We start from the raw sequence: 16315 nt of genomic DNA, 5'->3' as shown, positions 1-16315 counted from the left end.
TTAAGGCTAAGTTTTTACTAAAAATAGCAAAAATATTCCTATTCATAGAAATTGAAAGATTTATTCAACAGTCTTTGAAATATTAAATTACAAGTATATAGAGTTAGAAGAGTTTAGAATTGAACATACTGGCTATAATAACGATTATGATATTCAAATAAGTAGCGTAGTGGTTGAATCAGAGAGTTATTATGTTTTTATATCGGGAAGTAGAGGCTTTTTTGAAACTAATGGAAATATTTTAATTAATCGTCAGTCATTGTTTGAATGGCTTGAAAATATGGAATATAGACCACACTGGGCTACTGATAGAATTATTAAACGTTACTATAACACTATAGCTTCTCAGCAAAATAATATTTCAAGTGATATACCAGCTTATTTAGATCCTGACCATGATTATTACTCAAGTGAATTGGCTTTATGTATTGAGTTATGGGAAGAACTTTATATAAATGGTAATGATATAAGCAGTGGTAAAGATAAGGTACATAATGCAGTTGGTAATATATTAAGAAGTAAATATAATCAACAACATATTAGGAGTAGTATAAAAAATAAAAAGCTAACAGGTAGTTATGAGCATGATTTATCAGGTGCATTACAAGAAAGAATTAAAAGTATAGTTACCTATGATACCAATAGTCATAAAACATCTTCTATATATCAAATGCTCTATAAACCAATAAATAAAAGGAATATGGATAGAGGGGTAACCCCAAATAATAAAGAGGTAACCTCTAAACTACTTAAAATTAAAATAGAAGATAAACCTAACCTGGAAAATCCTTTTTTAAGCTCAGATGACTTGCCTTTTTAAGAAAATAGTTAAAAAGTCACTAACCTCTAAATCACCTTTAAAATCAATGTTTTTTAATTATTGCTAACCCCTATTAGCAGCATTTACCTCTATGTTTAGTTATAAGAGCTAACTGCCTATAACAAACTTTCTCTAATAAACTTATCTCACACGCAACATGCAGACCATACAGGTTATTCTAAAATCCTAGGTTTGTATGTTGAGTTAATCTTTGATCGTTGGCCGACATTAAAGAAAAGAATTTGTTTAATGAAACATCAGAGTTTAATGGAGATAAGTAAATGGATACTTTAAATAGAAAGATGATGAGAATTAAAGAAGTAGAAAAGCTAACAGGAATTAGCAGAACATCTATATATAGACTTGGAGCTAAAGGAGAATTTCCAAAGCATATAAAGTTATCTGTCAATAGTTCAGGTTGGTTAGCTAGTGAAGTCGAAGCATGGCTAGATTCTAAGATTCAAGCTAGAGATGCGGAGGTGTAGAGATGGAATTAGTAAACTTTAACTTTAAAGATAAAGAGGTTAGAACTATTAACCAAGATAGTGAACTTTGGTTTGTAGCTAAAGATGTAGCTGAAATATTGGGATATTCTCAAACATCTGCAATGACAAGATACTTAGATAATGATGAATTAATGAATTTTGTACCTGCCAAATTGGGTGATTCAAACTCTAAAGCTAGAAAGATGAAAGCTATCAATGAAAGTGGTTTGTATTCATCAATCATACGAAGCACGATACCACAAGCTAGAGAATTTAAGAAATGGGTTACTAATGATGTATTACCTAGTATTAGAAAGCATGGTCTATATGCTACTGATAATATTATTGACCAATGTATTAATAATCCAGACTTTATGATTAGTTTACTTACTAAATATAAGGAGACAAAGCTACAGTTAGAGCAGGCTCAGCCACTAATAGAATTTGCTAACTCTATTGGAACTAGTGTTAAATCTATTTCTTTTGATACTTATGCAAAACTATTAGCTAATGATGGTGTTGATATTGGTAGGAATAGGTTATTTGCCTTATTAAGAGAGCATGGATATTTATTAAAGTCTGGTGAGGATAAAAATAACCCTAAGCAAAAATATGTAGAGCAAGGATTGTTTGAGGTTAAAGAAAGTGTAGCAGAAACAGTTAAAGGTACTATTCCTACAAAGAAAACTCTTATTACAGGTAAAGGACAGATTTATTTCTTAAATAAGATTAAAGAGCTTTTAGCTATAGATTTAAGCGAGGTGGTATTATGACTACTACTTTACAATCTGCAAATAATCTTTTATCATCATTAATTGTCTGGCGTGGTAACCAAACAAGCAGTAGTGATATTGCCACTAATAAGAGCAATGACAAAGTGAATTGTTAATAATAGCCATAATTGTATAGCTAATGCTGTATCTTTTATTAGCGGGCTTTATTATGCACTTTTAAGATATATTAATCAATGTATCTATCCCATAATGGTTAAACTCTTTTGTTTAATCGAGTGGCGTAAGGAATACAATACCCAGCTTGCTGGGGAATACTTACGGCTAGGCTGTTTGCTAGTTACCAACCGCTCGACTAATTTGGTAAATAAACAAACAGAGGTAACTAACTATGCTATATAAGCAAATCCATATTTTAAGAAACTTTTTTGAAACTAAGTCAAGACAAGATAAAAACTATATCTTTTCACTTGATACATTTGTAGATTCAGATGAAACATCAGGTATTTTGATGGTAGAGCTTGATAGTATTATCGAGTATATAGGTATTAATGAAACCATAGATAATTTAGTAGCTGGAATTAAGTTTTTACAATATAACTTCACTTATAAGAAACAGCTAGTAAATGGTTATGAGAAGACATTTATTTGTATAGACTATCTTAATGCTTATTTAGTTCAAATTCTTAACTATCTACATAGAAACAGCCTAGATGATACTAAGCTTATTAGTCTAATAGAGAACCTTGATAATCTAATACTTAATACATGGGATAATGATGTTCTTCAAATTAGAAAAGTATTTGAGAGCCTTAATATCACATATAAACCAGAAGAATATAAATATGATGGTTATCTAGATTCTATGACAGGTTTAATTAAGACATTCTCTAGTAGAGTATAGGAGGTTAAGGCAATGGAAAATAACACTTTACAGGTGGATAATTTTATAGATCAGAGCCTTAAATCTCTAGAGCTAGATTATACCACATTAAAAGAAGCTGAGACTATTAAGTGGGATGTTGAACAGTTAAATCAACTTAATAGAAAGTACTATGATAATAAGATATCTAAAGACCAATATGAGAGGTTTAAAACTAAGTATATTGATAGTATAGATCACTTTATTATTGAGAGTATTAAAAGTCAGCTATCTACTGAACAAAGTAAGCAGTTAGAGAGTATTGATAATGCTATTGGTTTATATGAGTTAGGAGAGCGCGTATATAAAGCTAGAAAGGATGTATATAGCCAAATCTCATATAAGAATATAAGAGCTGTATCTTGGGATGAATTAGAGGAAATGGAGCTTAAAGAGAAAAGCTTTATTTTAGAACCTTTAATTAGGAAGCAAGACATAATAATGATTTATGCTAAACAAGGAGTAGGTAAGACTCAAGTAAGTACGGGTATAGCATGGGCTATATCAAGTGGCACAGAGTTTTTAGGTTGGAGTGCTACTAGGCAATATAAGACATTATTTATAGATGGTGAGATGCCAGCAATAACTATTAGAGAAAGAATTAGAAAACTAAATGTAGATAATATATCTAATAGTAATCTTAAGTTTATAAGTAATGATACTTTAATAGATGATCAGTTGATGCCAGACCTTTCTACTTCTGATGGTCAAGAGGCTATAGAGTCACTCACTAACTGGGCTGATTTTATCGTTTTAGATAATTTGGCTACCTTATGTCGCAGTGGTAAAGAAAACACTACAGAGGCTTGGAGAAACACTCAGAGCTGGCTTTTAAACTTAAGAGCTAAGGGTAAAACTATCTTGGTTGTAGATCATGCTGGTAAGAATGGAGATAATAGAGGAGCTAGTGCTAAGAAAGATGTACTAGATACAATAATATGTCTGAAAGAGCCTGCTAATAGAGAAGATAAGAATAATACTCACTTTATTATCAATATTGAGAAAAACCGTAATGCTAATCATATAGAAAGCATAGAGGCTTACTTAGACAATAGTGGTACTTGGAATGTATCTAGTGCTAAACAATCTAGAAATGAACAGATAATCTCTCTTTGTGAGGAGGGCTTAAATCAAAGAGAAATAGTAGAAGAGATGGGTTGTAGTTTAGGTACAGTTAATCGTGTTATTAAAGCTCATAAACAGCAGAAAGAATACATTAAAAAGTAGTTTGTTCAATTTTTTTGTATCTAGACACGTTGAACATTGAACATTTAGCTATTTTCTTATAACAAACAGTTGAACATTTATTGAACATGGGATAGTTGCTATAGCAACAAGTCTATATAAATAAAGGATTATAGCCTTATATTTAGTTGAACAGTTACTTGAACATGGGTTGAACAATCTTGTTCAATTTCTTGTTCAATCAGGGGTATAAAAATGAACAAAGTTGAACACGATTTTAATTAGGTTGAACATGAGGTTTAAAACATGAATAAATACACTTTGATAAATGAAATATTAGGAGATATTAATCTTAGTTTCTTAGACTATAAATTTATAGATACTATGATCTATTTTGAAAGTGATAAGACTAAAAGAGAGATACTTAACCAATATAAAGAAATCTATCAAGATGAATTTAATAATACACTAGTGACTCATCAAAAGGAGAGTAACGGAAAGCATAAAGCTAATATATGGCTTAGAGAGCTGATAGCTAGTAAAAGATTAACTTAATTACTGGTGAGTAAATCTCTTAAATCCTACAAATTCATCTAAATATATACTACATATACAGTCAAACACTATACAAATTGCACTACATACACTTGCAACTGTAATACAAAATAAAGGTTAAATATGAAGAATATGAGAGAAATAGCCTGGGAGTGTGGTTATAAATTACCTACCAATGCAGAGACTCAACCAATGGCTTTATATAACTGGTTTGAAAAGACTAAATATATTGTTAGAACTAGTGATACTAGCTTTGTATTTGGAGATAAGCGAACAGGTGAGATATATAAAGTATCTAAAGGTGAAATAGTAGAACAAGACTTAGGAATAATGAGATGAGAGAAGAAAACCATACTATAGAGTTTAAAAGTAAGACTATACCAATAAATGTAAGAATAGATGAAAATGAGTTACAGACATTAAAGAATACAGCTAGTCAGCATGGAGTAGGTTATAGTGTGATAGTTAAGTCATTAATTTACAAATTTAACAGGAATCTTATTAACTTCTTATAATGGGGGTATTATGGGGTATATTCTTAAACCTATAAAATTCTTAAAACATTGATTATATAAGCAATACAGCTATATTTTATCTTGTAATTTAAGCGGACATTAAACAACTTAATTATGGGGAGGTTTTGGGGAGGTTTTGGGGAGGATATAATACTAATATCATTGCAATAATCATACTAAATTTTTACTAAATTTTTGCTAAGGATAATTGGCTTACTACCTTAATATTTCCATAAGGATAACGGCAACATTACGGCAACCAATATACTAAGGTTTTACTAAGGACTTAGCATTAATATTGTACAAGGATTATACAAGGTTTTAACAAGGGTATAACGACAATAATCTATGGTAAGGTTTAGATAAGGGTAATGGCGATATTTTAACGATTGTTATAGTAAGGTTTTCCAAAGGGTAAAAGAATTACTACCCTAAGGTTTCCCTAAGGATAATGGTTAGGTTTTGGCTAGGGTAACGGTGATATTAGGGCGATGATTACCCCATGTTTCCAGTAGGGTAAAATATAATATTGAGTACCGAGGTTTTGACTAGGTTTTGGAACGCTATAAAAAAGGAAATAATACTGAGGTTTTACTAAAGGCAAGTTGAATATTTTAAAATAAAAAGGAAACAGTGGTAACATAGCTGTAATGTTTATTATATAAAGGCTAACGAGACTTTAGAAATTAAAAAAGAAACAGTTAATCAATAGGTTTCTTTACGTTATAAAAAAGGAGTTTTGGCGTCTTATAATAAAGGGAAATCAAACGCAGTTATTTAGTTGCTGCAGCAATTAACTTATATCTTGCATTCTTATTACATTAGCATTTTCTTTAATATGATCTATATAGTCAGCCCATAGCTGTAGCATCTCAGCTCTTTCAGTTAAGAAGTCATTTTTATCATATATATTATCTATCTTATCGCCTTTTAAATGGCTAAGTATCATACGTACAGCATCATCACACCAATTATGCTTACTTCTTATATTACTTATATAAGTTCTAGCTGTCTTTCTAAATCCATGAGTATGTTGTTTAGGCTTATCTATGCCATTAAACTTTAAATTCTCTCTAAGGGCTTTACTCAAGGCCTCAATAGTTACATGTTTATGCTTTGATCTTGTAGAATGAAATATAAACTCTCTATTGGCTGTGTGTATCTTCATACTTTGAATAATGTCATAAGCTTGCTTACTTAAAGGTTGCCTAAAATCAGCTCTACCTTTCATCTTCATTTCTTCACCAGGAATAACTATACACTTATTAGCTTCATCTAAGTATGACCACTTCAAACCAACTATATTTGATGGTCTTAAAGCTACATAAGGGGCTAATTGCAATGCTCTAATAGTTGATATATCGCCATGATTAAAATTACTTATATCATTCATTAGTTGGCTAAATGTCTTAGTATCATCTATAGGGTCTACAAATTTAAATCCTTGAGTTATTATTGGCTTAGTTTTAGCTTTTAGAGCAGGATTATTTTCAGTTAGTCCCTCATCTATAGCATGTTCAAATATTTGAGATATTAGAGTTTTGATATTTTTTCCATTGTGAGGAGTATATTCTTTTAATAAATTAGTTACATGAGTTCTTTTGATGTCTGATAAGCGATAGTTTTTAAATGCTGGTAATAAGGTCTTTTCTAATATTCTATGATTCCTTTTATAAGTGTCATAAGACTTATAACCATTTGGTTTGTCAGGGTGTCTACTTTCAAGGTATCCTATAGCCATGTTCTGAAAGTAATCTTTATCTTTTAGTTTAGAGTTTTCTCTTTCTATTTTAGGATTCTAATATCTTATTATAGTTTCTAGCTAGCTCTCTAGCTTCTGCTAAAGATATATCTTGGTATTTACCAATGGTAAAGCTATCGGCTTTTTTATTTAGTTTAAATCTATATAACCATGAATGTACACCGCTAGATCGAGCTATAAACCAAAGATTGGTACAGTTATCATCACTATATCTCTTTTCTTTATCTTTAAGCTCTTTGACTTCTTTCGATTTCTCTATAAATTGCTTACTTAATTTAGCCATCGTTGTACATTGAGAAGTGATTGTGTCTATAAATGTACACCACAATGTACACTCAAAACAAGGATTAAATGGTTTTAATGGCACTGTATGGGACAGTGTAATTGATTGTGTTTGTTGATTTTATTAGGTTTGTGTTACTGTATGGTATTGTATGGAACACCAGTTTGGTGGAGGCGGCGGGACTTGAACCCGCGTCCACAAACTCTCCGTCTTTGGATCTACATGCTTAGGCTAACTTATTTAAGTTTTAGCTTAGCTATTCCCCAATTAGCCAGGGTAATAGTTAGCGAGTCTGTTTAATACAGCCTGAACTTCCAGACAAAAAGCAAAGACCGTCTTATGCGGAATATGAACGGATGTAAAGATAGTGTCATAAGAAAGACTATCATATCCGTGCGCATCTAGGTTCTTAAGCTAGACTAGGCAGCTTTAGCAACAGCAGCAAAGTTGCTGTCGTTAGCCGCTACGCGGTTTGCTTTTTTATTGCCAGTTATTATCGGCATTGTACTGTTATTTACGAGGTTACTGTACTTCCTCGGCATGCACCTTAGATTTTGACATTCATGTCGAAACCATATTCGCCCCCATTTGGGTGGATACAATTTATCTCTTATTTAGGCAAAAGTCAAATTTATATGATTAATTATAGTAAAACGTAGATAGCAGAAGAAAGAGCGATAACTCCAACGGCTAGGATAAATATATCAGCAATTAGGTTTTTATAAGGTTTCAAATATTTAATTTTATAAATGCTATATATAGGCATGATAAATAGTATGATAGCTAATACAAGGCCACCGATGCTTGAGATCATATCTAAGATATTAGGATTTAGATATGCTACAAGCCAACATAATAGAAATACAACTGTAAGAGTTATAGGTTTTATATTTTCTTCTTTGATTCTATTTCTTGTTATTTTACAAACTATGCCATCTATACCTTCTTTTGATCCAAGATAATGTCCAAAGAAAGATTTACTCATTGCAACTAAAGCAATTAGAGGAGCTACATAGCTTAGTAAAGGACTATTAAAATGATCAGCTAAAAATGAAAGAATGGAAACATTCTCTTGCTTTGCTAGTTCTAGATCATCAGGTCTTAGAGTTAGCATAGAGCTAAAGACAAATATTACTACTGTAGCAATCATTAAAATATTACTAAAAGCTATGATTCTAGAAGCCTTATTATCAGCATCTTGCTTATATTTATTTTTTGTATAAACAGCAAGTGATGAAATAATTGGAGAATGATTAAAAGAAAATATGAGTATAGGCATAATTATCCAGATAGCTAATAAAACTCCAGAAAAAGAATGATTATGCTCAAAACTAGTATATATAATAGAAAAATTCCAATAAGGTATCATCCATAAAGACAGAGCTATTAAAGCAATAATAAATGGAAAAACTAAAAAGCTCATAACTCTGATAATAATTCTTTGTCCAAAATTAATGATAAAAACAAGAACAGCTATAGTCAAAAAGCTTAAAATAAGCCTATTTGGAACTTCACAGTGTAGTTGATGAAAGCAAAAATACTCTAATGTATTTGTAATACCAACGCTATAAACAAGAAGTATAGGCAATATGGCAAATAGATATAATATATTAAAAAAGATTCCGCCAATTTTACCAAAATAGTCATCAGCAACTACAGTGATATCAGAATTCGTATTTGGGTTTGATATTACAAATCTACATAGTGCTCTATGAGATAAGAAAACCATAGGAAATATAAATAACAAAACAATACAAACTGGGACTATTCCTGATATACCTGTTTGGATTGGTAAAAATAATACACCTGCTCCGATAGCTGTACCAAATAAACTAAGTGACCACATTAAGTCTTCGTTTCTTTTCATATATAAATTCAGAGTAAAAATAAAAAACTATATAAGTTTTATATAATGATTTAAAAAATAGTGAATAGACTTTAATGTAAAAAAAATTTTTTGTCAAAAGACATTTATGGAAATAATTTATTATTACTTTAAGTTTAATAATAAATAAAGTAAAGACATTCTAATTGGGATGCTATATTTAATTTGCTCAAAATATTTAGCACAGCTAAGTTCATCTATAGATCTATCCATCTCATCAACTCTTGGTAGTGGGTGAAGGATTATAAAATTACTCTTATCAGAAATATGTTTTCTATCTAGGTAGCAAAGATCTTTATTTTCTAAATAGCTTTCTTCATTAGGAAATCTTTCTCTTTGTACTCTAGTTACATAAAGGACATCTAAATCTTTTAAAGCTTGAGTACTTACTTCTTCTAGCTCAGTAAAAGAGTTACCATTCTCTTTTACAAAGTCCCTAAGTTTTTCAGGGATTTGTAATTCTTTTGATGATATAAACTTAAACGAAGCATTATACTTAGCAAGGATATTTGTTAGTGAGTGAACAGTACGACCATATTTTAGATCACCAATAAAACCTATCTTTAGATTCTCAAGAGAGCCTTTCTCCGAATAAATAGTATATAAATCAACTAGAGATTGAGTAGGATGCTCATTATCACCATCGCCAGCATTAATAACAGGAGACTCTACATATTTAGAAAACTCTTCGACACTGTGAGGCTTAGGATGACGCATAACGATAATATCTGCGTATTGATCCATCATTCTACCAGTATCATCAAGAGTTTCACCTTTTTGAGTAGAGCTTGAAGAGCCATTTTCTAGTGATATAACTTTTCCACCAAGTCTATTCATGGCTGATTCAAATGAGAATCTAGTTCTGGTACTTGGTTCGAAAAATAAAGATGCTAAGATTTTACCCTCTAGATCTTTTATAGACTCAGATTTAGCTAGCTTATCTTTATAGATATCAGCTTGATGGAAAAGATTTGATAAGTCATTTTTATTTATTTGATCGCCACGCAGAAGTTTTTGAAACGATAGCATTTTAAATCCTCCCAAAATGCTGTCATTCTACGGTTTGACCGTAGAATCTAATTATTAAGCAATATTTTATTATTCCCCTTTGGTACGAAGGGGAGGCAGTCGTAGACTGACAAGGTAGTTTTAATTTAGCTATTAATCCATTCTTTTACTGTTTTAACATTAAAAGAGTTGTCAATAGCTTTCATATCTTTTGCAGCAATTGCGAAAGCTTCAAAAGCTCCAGCTGTTGTAACATATGGAACTCTCTTCATAATAGCAGCTCTTCTTAAGGCTAAGCTGATATTTAATTCTTGTCTGATCGAAGTATTAACAAGCAGATCAACTTCGCCATCTTCAATAGCATTGACAGTACTATGCACTTGAGCATTGCCAATATTATCTGAAGCTTTATCAAAGAATTTACACTCTATGCCATTTTCTCTTAAGAAGCGTTCTGTACCTCTTGTCGCAAAGATATTAAAGCCTAGCTCAATAAGATCTTTAACAGGTTGAACTATCTTAGGTTTATCAGCATCACTTACAGATATTAGGATATTCCCTTTTAGAGGAAGTTTATTAAAAGCCATCTCTTGAGCCTTGTAAAATGCTACACCAAAAGTTCTATCCATACCCATAGCTTCACCAGTAGATTTCATCTCTGGGCCTAAATAGCAATCGACATCTTCAAATCTACCAAATGGGAACACAGCTTCTTTTACAGAGAAATGTCTTGGTATTGGGTTATTTAATATAAAGTCAGAGAGCTTTTTGCCTATCATAAGTTTAGTCGCAATATTTGCAATACTATTGCCTGTAGCTTTTGCAACAAATGGTACTGTTCTTGAAGCTCTAGGGTTTACCTCAATCACAAAAAGTTCACCATTTTGGTAAGCAAACTGGACATTCATTAGACCTATTACGTCTAGTTCTCTAGCTAGTTTGATAGTTGCTTGTTTTACTTCTTCAATTTGCTCATCGCTAAGTGATCTAGTTGGTATAGAGCAAGCTGAATCTCCAGAATGGATGCCAGCTTCTTCAATATGCTCCATAATACCTGCTACAAAGACACGATCGCCACCATCAGCAAGAGCATCAACATCTAGCTCAATAGCATTTTCAAGGAACTTATCAATCAAGATTGGCCCTTCAAGAATACATTTAGCATTTTTCTCAATATAAGAGTTTAGCTCATCTTGAGAGTGAACAATTTCCATTGCTCTACCACCGAGTACATTAGATGGTCTGACAACTACAGGATAGCCAACTTTGCTAATATTTTTCTTTAGCTCATTAATAGTATATGCAATAGTGTTTAAAGGCTGTTTTAACCCAACATTATCGAGTAATTCTTTGAATCTTTCTCTATCTTCAGCTAGATCGATTTTATCAGGGTCTGTACCTAATATTGGGATATTATTTTCATGAAGAGCAGATACTAACTTCAGTGGAGTTTGGCCACCAAACTGTACGATTACTCCAAGTACTTCACCTTTGCGCATTTCATTTTTAATAATATTTAGTACATTTTCAGCACATAGAGGTTCAAAGTATAATTTATCAGAAGTATCGTAATCTGTTGAGACTGTTTCTGGGTTACAGTTAATCATGATAGTCTCAATACCTTCTTCTTTAAGAGATTTAGCGGCATGAACACAAGCATAATCAAACTCAATACCTTGGCCAATACGGTTTGGTCCACCACCTAAGATAATAACTTTTTTATTATCAGATATATCAGATTCACAATCGCGAATAATTTCTTCATAACAATAATGCTCATAAGTTGAGTATAGGTATGAGGATTTTGACTCAAATTCAGCAGCACAAGTATCTACACGTTTAAAAGTAGGGTAGATCTCTTTACCAAACCTGAAGTTTCTAATATATCTTTCTGTTCTACCGACAAGCTCAGCAATTTTAGCATCTGAGAAACCAATGTTTTTATAGTATGAAAACTCTTCTTTACTATTTGGTAAACCAGATTTTTTAAGAGTCTCTTCTGCAGCAACGATATTTGCAATTTGCTCGATAAACCAAGGATCTATTTTACAAGCATCATGGATATCTTTTTCGCTTATGCCATATCTAATAGCTTGAGCAACTCTCAAAATACGCATAGGAGATAGCTCTTTTAGTGACTCTAGAATCACAGCTTTATTTTGATAGAAGGACTTCTCCTCATCATAACCTCTGATTTCAACTTGATCTAAGCCTGTTAAACCTGTCTCAAGTGAAACTAAAGCTTTTTGTAAGCTCTCTGAGAATGATCTACCTATTGCCATAGCTTCACCAACAGATTTCATTTGTGAAGATAGGTTTGCTTTAGTTGTAGGGAATTTTTCGAATGTAAAGCGTGGGATCTTTGTAACTATATAGTCAATAGTTGGCTCAAATGATGCAGGTGTAACCTTTGTGATATCATTATCAATCTCATCAAGAGTATAGCCAACTGCTAGTCTAGCAGCTACTTTTGCGATAGGGTAACCAGTAGCTTTTGATGCTAATGCTGATGATCTAGATACTCTAGGGTTCATCTCAATAACGACTAATTTACCATCTTTAGGATTTACCGCAAACTGTACATTTGAACCACCTGTTTCGACACCGATCTCTCTAAGTACAGCAATTGAAGCATCTCGCATTATTTGATACTCTTTGTCAGTTAAAGTCAAAGCTGGTGCTACTGTGATACTATCTCCAGTATGGATTCCCATAGGGTCAATATTCTCTATTGAACATACAATAATTGAGTTATCAGCTTTATCACGGATTACTTCCATTTCGTACTCTTTCCAACCCATGATAGATTCATCAATTAGTACTTCATTAGTTGGAGATAGGCTTAGACCGTTTTTAACGATAGCCTCAAACTCTTGTCTAGTATTAGCGATACCACCACCACTACCACCAAGTGTAAATGATGGTCTAATAATTGCAGGTAAACCAATATCTTCTAGAGCTTTATAAGCTTGCTCCATTGATTGTACAACGACATTTTTTGGTACTGCTAGGCCAATTTTTGCCATTGCTCTGTTAAATCTTTCTCTATTTTCTGCTTTATCAATAGAGTCAGCTTTTGCTCCAAGCATTTCGACATTATATTTTTCTAAGATACCAGCTTTATCTAACTCTAAAGCGCAGTTAAGTGCTGTTTGACCACCAACTGTAGGCAGGATAGCATTAGGCTTTTCTCTAGCTATGATTTTACCAACACTCTCAACAGTGATCGGTTCAATAAAAATTTTATCAGCAGTTGTTGGATCTGTCATGATTGTTGCAGGGTTTGAGTTGACTAGAAATACTGTATAGCCATCCTCTTTTAGCACTTTACATGCTTGAGTTCCTGAGTAGTCAAATTCACAAGCTTGGCCAATAACAATTGGTCCAGCACCTAAAACCAAAATACTTTTTATATCTGTTCTCTTTGGCATCTTCTTAATTCCCTTTTTTACTTTCTGCTATCATTTCGGCAAATTCATTGAATAAATACTTACAGTCGTGAGGCCCAGGAGAGCTCTCTGGGTGATATTGCACCGCAAAAGCAGGTCTATCTGTGAATCTCAGACCCTCAACAGTACCATCAAATAATGAGCTCATATGAATTTGGATATTATCTGGAACTACATCATCACATACTACGAAACCATGGTTTTGGCTTGTTATAAGGACTTTTTTAGTATTTGCATCAAGTACGGGTTGGTTGACACCGCGATGACCTTTATGCATTTTCTTAGTTTTTAGACCTGCTGCTAGAGCTAATAGCTGGTTACCTAGACATATACCAAATATTGGCATTTTATCTTCTAGAAGCTTTTTGATAACCGGCATAGTATAGTCAGAAGTTGCAAACGGATCTCCAGGACCATTTGATAAAAACACGCCATCTGGGTTATGTTTCATAATATCTTCATAAGTACTATCAGCAGGTACTACTGTGACTTTAAATCCAGCATCTACTAGATTTCTTAGAATGTTGTACTTAACACCATAGTCGATAACCACGACATTATATTTATAGCTCTCTTGATGTTTATAAACTCTTTGCCCTAGTGAAAAAGTATGCTCATTCCAGTCATATTCTCTATTTGTTGTGACACTTATTGCTAAATCTCTACCACTTAGGTTTGATTTGTTTTTGATTCTTGATCTGACGTAGTTAGCATCAAGAAACTCACCTGGTTTTACAGATAGTATCGCAACTCTTACAGCACCTTCTTTACGTACCTTACGTACGATTGCACGCGTGTCGACACCACAGATACCAACGATGTTTCTGTTCTTAAGCCATGTATCAATATGCTTTTTTGATCTAAAGTTAGATGGGCTAGTTAGATTCTCTCTAACAATTAGACCCTTAGCAAATACGCCTAGAGATTCATTATCTTCATTATTGATCCCTACATTACCTATATGAGGAAATGTGAATGTGATAATCTGTCCTGCGTATGATGGATCTGTTAGAGTCTCTTGGTAACCTGTCATAGATGTATTGAAACAAATTTCGCCGTCAGTCCAACCACGAACACCTATTGATCTTCCTAGATAGTATGTTCCATCTGGGAAAACCAATATCGCATTAGTCATATCGTTAGCTAATATCATAAAAAACCTTACTGTGATGAGTGAGAATTAAAGAAAAAAAGTGTCTGAAAAATTTTTCTGTCATTACTTTTTACAAAGTTAATAGGCAAATTGAAAGTATTTTAGGCATTCGATCACTATATGTAAAGGGTGTTTTTTTAAGTTTTATTTAAATTATTATTTACTCTAGTTTTAGAGCCGTTTTTATATTAGAATTAACTTTCTCCCTTTAAGTTTTTTAAGCTGCTGAGAAGCTATGTTTTTTAGCAGAATCTTTTATATATAAGGCTTTCAAGCTTTTATTCATATTCATTAAGATTTTAGTTTTTAAAAATGCTAATATTATGAAAATTAATTATCAATGTAATATAAAAGTAAAATGAAAAAAATTATCACAGCAATTACATTATTTGTATTGCTTATTCCTGTTGCATATTCTCAAGGAAAATTAGTTTTTGTATCGTTAGTAACACGACATGGTGATAGAGCTCCTTTTGCAAATATCAAAAATGCTAATTATGATTGGGGAACTTCATTATCTGAGCTTACACCTATAGGTATGAATCAAGAATATAACTTAGGTAAGCAACTTAGAAAGAGATATGTAGACCAGTTCAAACTTTTACCACAAAATTATCAAAATCAAAGTATCTATGTATTATCAAGTTATACAAATAGAACAGTTGAAAGTGCACAGAGCTTACTGATGGGACTTTATCCTCCTGGTACAGGTCCAGTTCTAGGGGATGGTCAAGCAGCTATCAAAGATAGAGTTCAGCTAGTGCCTATAATGACTCTAACAGCAGATTCAAAGCTTCTTCAATTCCCTTATCCTCAATATTTAGCTGTATTGAAAAAATATGTTTATAATTCACCAGCATGGCAGGCAAAGACTAAAGAAGTCGCACCTGATTTTGCAAAATGGCAGCAGGTATTAGGTAATAAAATATCAGGCTTAGATGATATCTTAGTAATAGGTGATGTTTTGATTGTTGCTAAAGCTCATGATAAACCTCTACCAAAAGGTCTATCTAAAGAAGATGCGAATAAAATAATTGCTCTGACAAGTTGGGGTTTAGCAGATCAGTTTAAGTCACAAAAAGTTTCTTATATTATGGGTGGTAAGCTTACTAATAGAATAATTAGCGACCTTGATAAAGCTGCAATGGGCAAATCAAAGTATAAGATGACATATTATTCTGGTCATGATCTAACCTTACTTGAGGTTATGGGAACTTTAGGAGTACCTCTAGAAAAAGCTCCTGGATATGCAAGTAATTTAGCATTTGAGTTATATAAAGATGGTAATGTCTATACAGTTAAGCTTAGATATGATGGTAAGTATGTTAAATTACCAATTATGAATAAAGAAGGTAGCTGTACTTTAGAGGCATTAGAGAAGTATATGCAGGGCATTAATAAGAAGTTTCAAAAATAGAGTCTCAATTTAATCAAGAATTTTTACATCCTTTAGAAGGAGCTGCTTTTTTACAGCCTTATTTTTTCTTATAAAGACTGTTGAATAAATCTTTCAATTTCTATGAATAGGAATATTTTTGCTATTTTTAGTAAAAACTTAGCCT

Annotated in this window: 15 protein-coding genes and 1 other RNA gene; 9 read left to right on the top strand and 7 right to left on the bottom strand. The window is 32.3% G+C overall.

Going from position 1 to position 16315, the window contains the following annotated elements:
* Positions 1 to 169 precede the first annotated feature (169 nt).
* The 8 genes from R8535_RS09435 to R8535_RS09400 all read left to right on the top strand — a co-directional run bounded on the left by R8535_RS09435 (position 170) and on the right by R8535_RS09400 (position 5213).
* Positions 170 to 820 carry a hypothetical protein gene (locus R8535_RS09435; protein WP_329498675.1) on the top strand — a complete coding sequence of 217 codons (651 nt, stop codon included), beginning with the start codon at positions 170 to 172 and terminating at the stop codon, positions 818 to 820.
* Between the two features lie 281 nt (positions 821 to 1101).
* Positions 1102 to 1305, top strand: coding sequence for a helix-turn-helix transcriptional regulator (locus R8535_RS09430; RefSeq protein ID WP_329498673.1), 204 nt, complete (start codon positions 1102 to 1104; stop codon positions 1303 to 1305).
* A 2-nt stretch (positions 1306 to 1307) separates the two neighbouring features.
* A complete protein-coding gene (locus tag R8535_RS09425; protein ID WP_329498671.1) occupies positions 1308 to 2078 on the top strand; it encodes a phage antirepressor KilAC domain-containing protein in 771 nt (256 codons plus the stop codon).
* Between the two features lie 349 nt (positions 2079 to 2427).
* Entirely contained in the window at positions 2428 to 2940 is a 513-nt protein-coding gene (locus tag R8535_RS09420) for a hypothetical protein (RefSeq protein ID WP_329498669.1), read from the top strand.
* Positions 2941 to 2952: 12 nt separating this feature from the next.
* Positions 2953 to 4185 carry an AAA family ATPase gene (locus R8535_RS09415; protein WP_329498667.1) on the top strand — a complete coding sequence of 411 codons (1233 nt, stop codon included), beginning with the start codon at positions 2953 to 2955 and terminating at the stop codon, positions 4183 to 4185.
* Positions 4186 to 4449: 264 nt separating this feature from the next.
* A complete protein-coding gene (locus tag R8535_RS09410; RefSeq protein WP_329498665.1) occupies positions 4450 to 4698 on the top strand; it encodes a hypothetical protein in 249 nt (82 codons plus the stop codon).
* 132 nt (positions 4699 to 4830) lie between these two features.
* Complete coding sequence (locus tag R8535_RS09405) at positions 4831 to 5037, top strand: hypothetical protein (RefSeq protein WP_329498663.1); 207 nt, start codon at positions 4831 to 4833, stop codon at positions 5035 to 5037.
* Complete coding sequence (locus R8535_RS09400) at positions 5034 to 5213, top strand: CopG family transcriptional regulator (RefSeq protein ID WP_329498661.1); 180 nt, start codon at positions 5034 to 5036, stop codon at positions 5211 to 5213. The genes R8535_RS09405 and R8535_RS09400 overlap by 4 nt, the downstream gene beginning before the upstream one ends.
* 793 nt (positions 5214 to 6006) lie before the next feature.
* Here the strand turns inward: R8535_RS09400 and R8535_RS09395 are convergent.
* The 7 genes from R8535_RS09395 to carA form a co-directional block, all read right to left on the bottom strand.
* Entirely contained in the window at positions 6007 to 6954 is a 948-nt protein-coding gene (locus tag R8535_RS09395; protein ID WP_329498659.1) for a tyrosine-type recombinase/integrase, read from the bottom strand.
* A 49-nt stretch (positions 6955 to 7003) separates the two neighbouring features.
* Complete coding sequence (locus tag R8535_RS09390) at positions 7004 to 7342, bottom strand: Arm DNA-binding domain-containing protein (protein ID WP_329498657.1); 339 nt, start codon at positions 7340 to 7342, stop codon at positions 7004 to 7006.
* Positions 7343 to 7423: 81 nt separating this feature from the next.
* Positions 7424 to 7844, bottom strand: a transfer-messenger RNA (tmRNA) gene (gene ssrA, locus R8535_RS09385).
* A gap of 57 nt (positions 7845 to 7901) precedes the next feature.
* Entirely contained in the window at positions 7902 to 9125 is a 1224-nt protein-coding gene (locus tag R8535_RS09380; protein ID WP_329498655.1) for an aromatic amino acid transport family protein, read from the bottom strand.
* 123 nt (positions 9126 to 9248) lie between these two features.
* Entirely contained in the window at positions 9249 to 10172 is a 924-nt protein-coding gene (pyrB, locus tag R8535_RS09375) for an aspartate carbamoyltransferase (RefSeq protein WP_329498653.1), read from the bottom strand.
* 125 nt (positions 10173 to 10297) lie between these two features.
* Entirely contained in the window at positions 10298 to 13582 is a 3285-nt protein-coding gene (gene carB, locus R8535_RS09370) for a carbamoyl-phosphate synthase large subunit (RefSeq protein ID WP_329498650.1), read from the bottom strand.
* 4 nt (positions 13583 to 13586) lie between these two features.
* Positions 13587 to 14753: a glutamine-hydrolyzing carbamoyl-phosphate synthase small subunit gene (carA, locus tag R8535_RS09365; RefSeq protein ID WP_329498648.1), complete on the bottom strand. Its 1167-nt coding sequence runs from the start codon at positions 14751 to 14753 to the stop codon at positions 13587 to 13589.
* Between the two features lie 358 nt (positions 14754 to 15111).
* On the opposite strand from carA, the gene R8535_RS09360 reads away from it, so the two are divergent.
* Positions 15112 to 16170, top strand: a complete 1059-nt coding sequence (locus R8535_RS09360) for a histidine phosphatase family protein (RefSeq protein ID WP_329498646.1) — start codon at positions 15112 to 15114, stop codon at positions 16168 to 16170.
* Positions 16171 to 16315: the final 145 nt, after the last annotated feature.

The sequence above is a fragment of the Francisella sp. 19S2-4 genome (genome assembly GCF_036281795.1).
Taxonomy (GTDB): domain Bacteria; phylum Pseudomonadota; class Gammaproteobacteria; order Francisellales; family Francisellaceae; genus Francisella.
This window is presented reverse-complemented; position numbering and strand designations above follow the sequence as displayed.

Coding starts and splice junctions, on each gene's coding strand:
- R8535_RS09405 (WP_329498663.1), top strand. CDS start 4,831: ATGAGAGAAATAGCCTGGGAGTGTGGTTATAAATTACCTACCAATGCA.
- R8535_RS09420 (WP_329498669.1), top strand. CDS start 2,428: ATGCTATATAAGCAAATCCATATTTTAAGAAACTTTTTTGAAACTAAG.
- R8535_RS09380 (WP_329498655.1), bottom strand. CDS start 9,125: ATGAAAAGAAACGAAGACTTAATGTGGTCACTTAGTTTATTTGGTACA.
- carB (WP_329498650.1), bottom strand. CDS start 13,582: ATGCCAAAGAGAACAGATATAAAAAGTATTTTGGTTTTAGGTGCTGGA.
- R8535_RS09395 (WP_329498659.1), bottom strand. CDS start 6,954: ATGGCTATAGGATACCTTGAAAGTAGACACCCTGACAAACCAAATGGT.
- R8535_RS09430 (WP_329498673.1), top strand. CDS start 1,102: ATGGATACTTTAAATAGAAAGATGATGAGAATTAAAGAAGTAGAAAAG.
- pyrB (WP_329498653.1), bottom strand. CDS start 10,172: ATGCTATCGTTTCAAAAACTTCTGCGTGGCGATCAAATAAATAAAAAT.
- R8535_RS09360 (WP_329498646.1), top strand. CDS start 15,112: ATGAAAAAAATTATCACAGCAATTACATTATTTGTATTGCTTATTCCT.
- carA (WP_329498648.1), bottom strand. CDS start 14,753: ATGATATTAGCTAACGATATGACTAATGCGATATTGGTTTTCCCAGAT.
- R8535_RS09400 (WP_329498661.1), top strand. CDS start 5,034: ATGAGAGAAGAAAACCATACTATAGAGTTTAAAAGTAAGACTATACCA.
- R8535_RS09410 (WP_329498665.1), top strand. CDS start 4,450: ATGAATAAATACACTTTGATAAATGAAATATTAGGAGATATTAATCTT.
- R8535_RS09425 (WP_329498671.1), top strand. CDS start 1,308: ATGGAATTAGTAAACTTTAACTTTAAAGATAAAGAGGTTAGAACTATT.
- R8535_RS09415 (WP_329498667.1), top strand. CDS start 2,953: ATGGAAAATAACACTTTACAGGTGGATAATTTTATAGATCAGAGCCTT.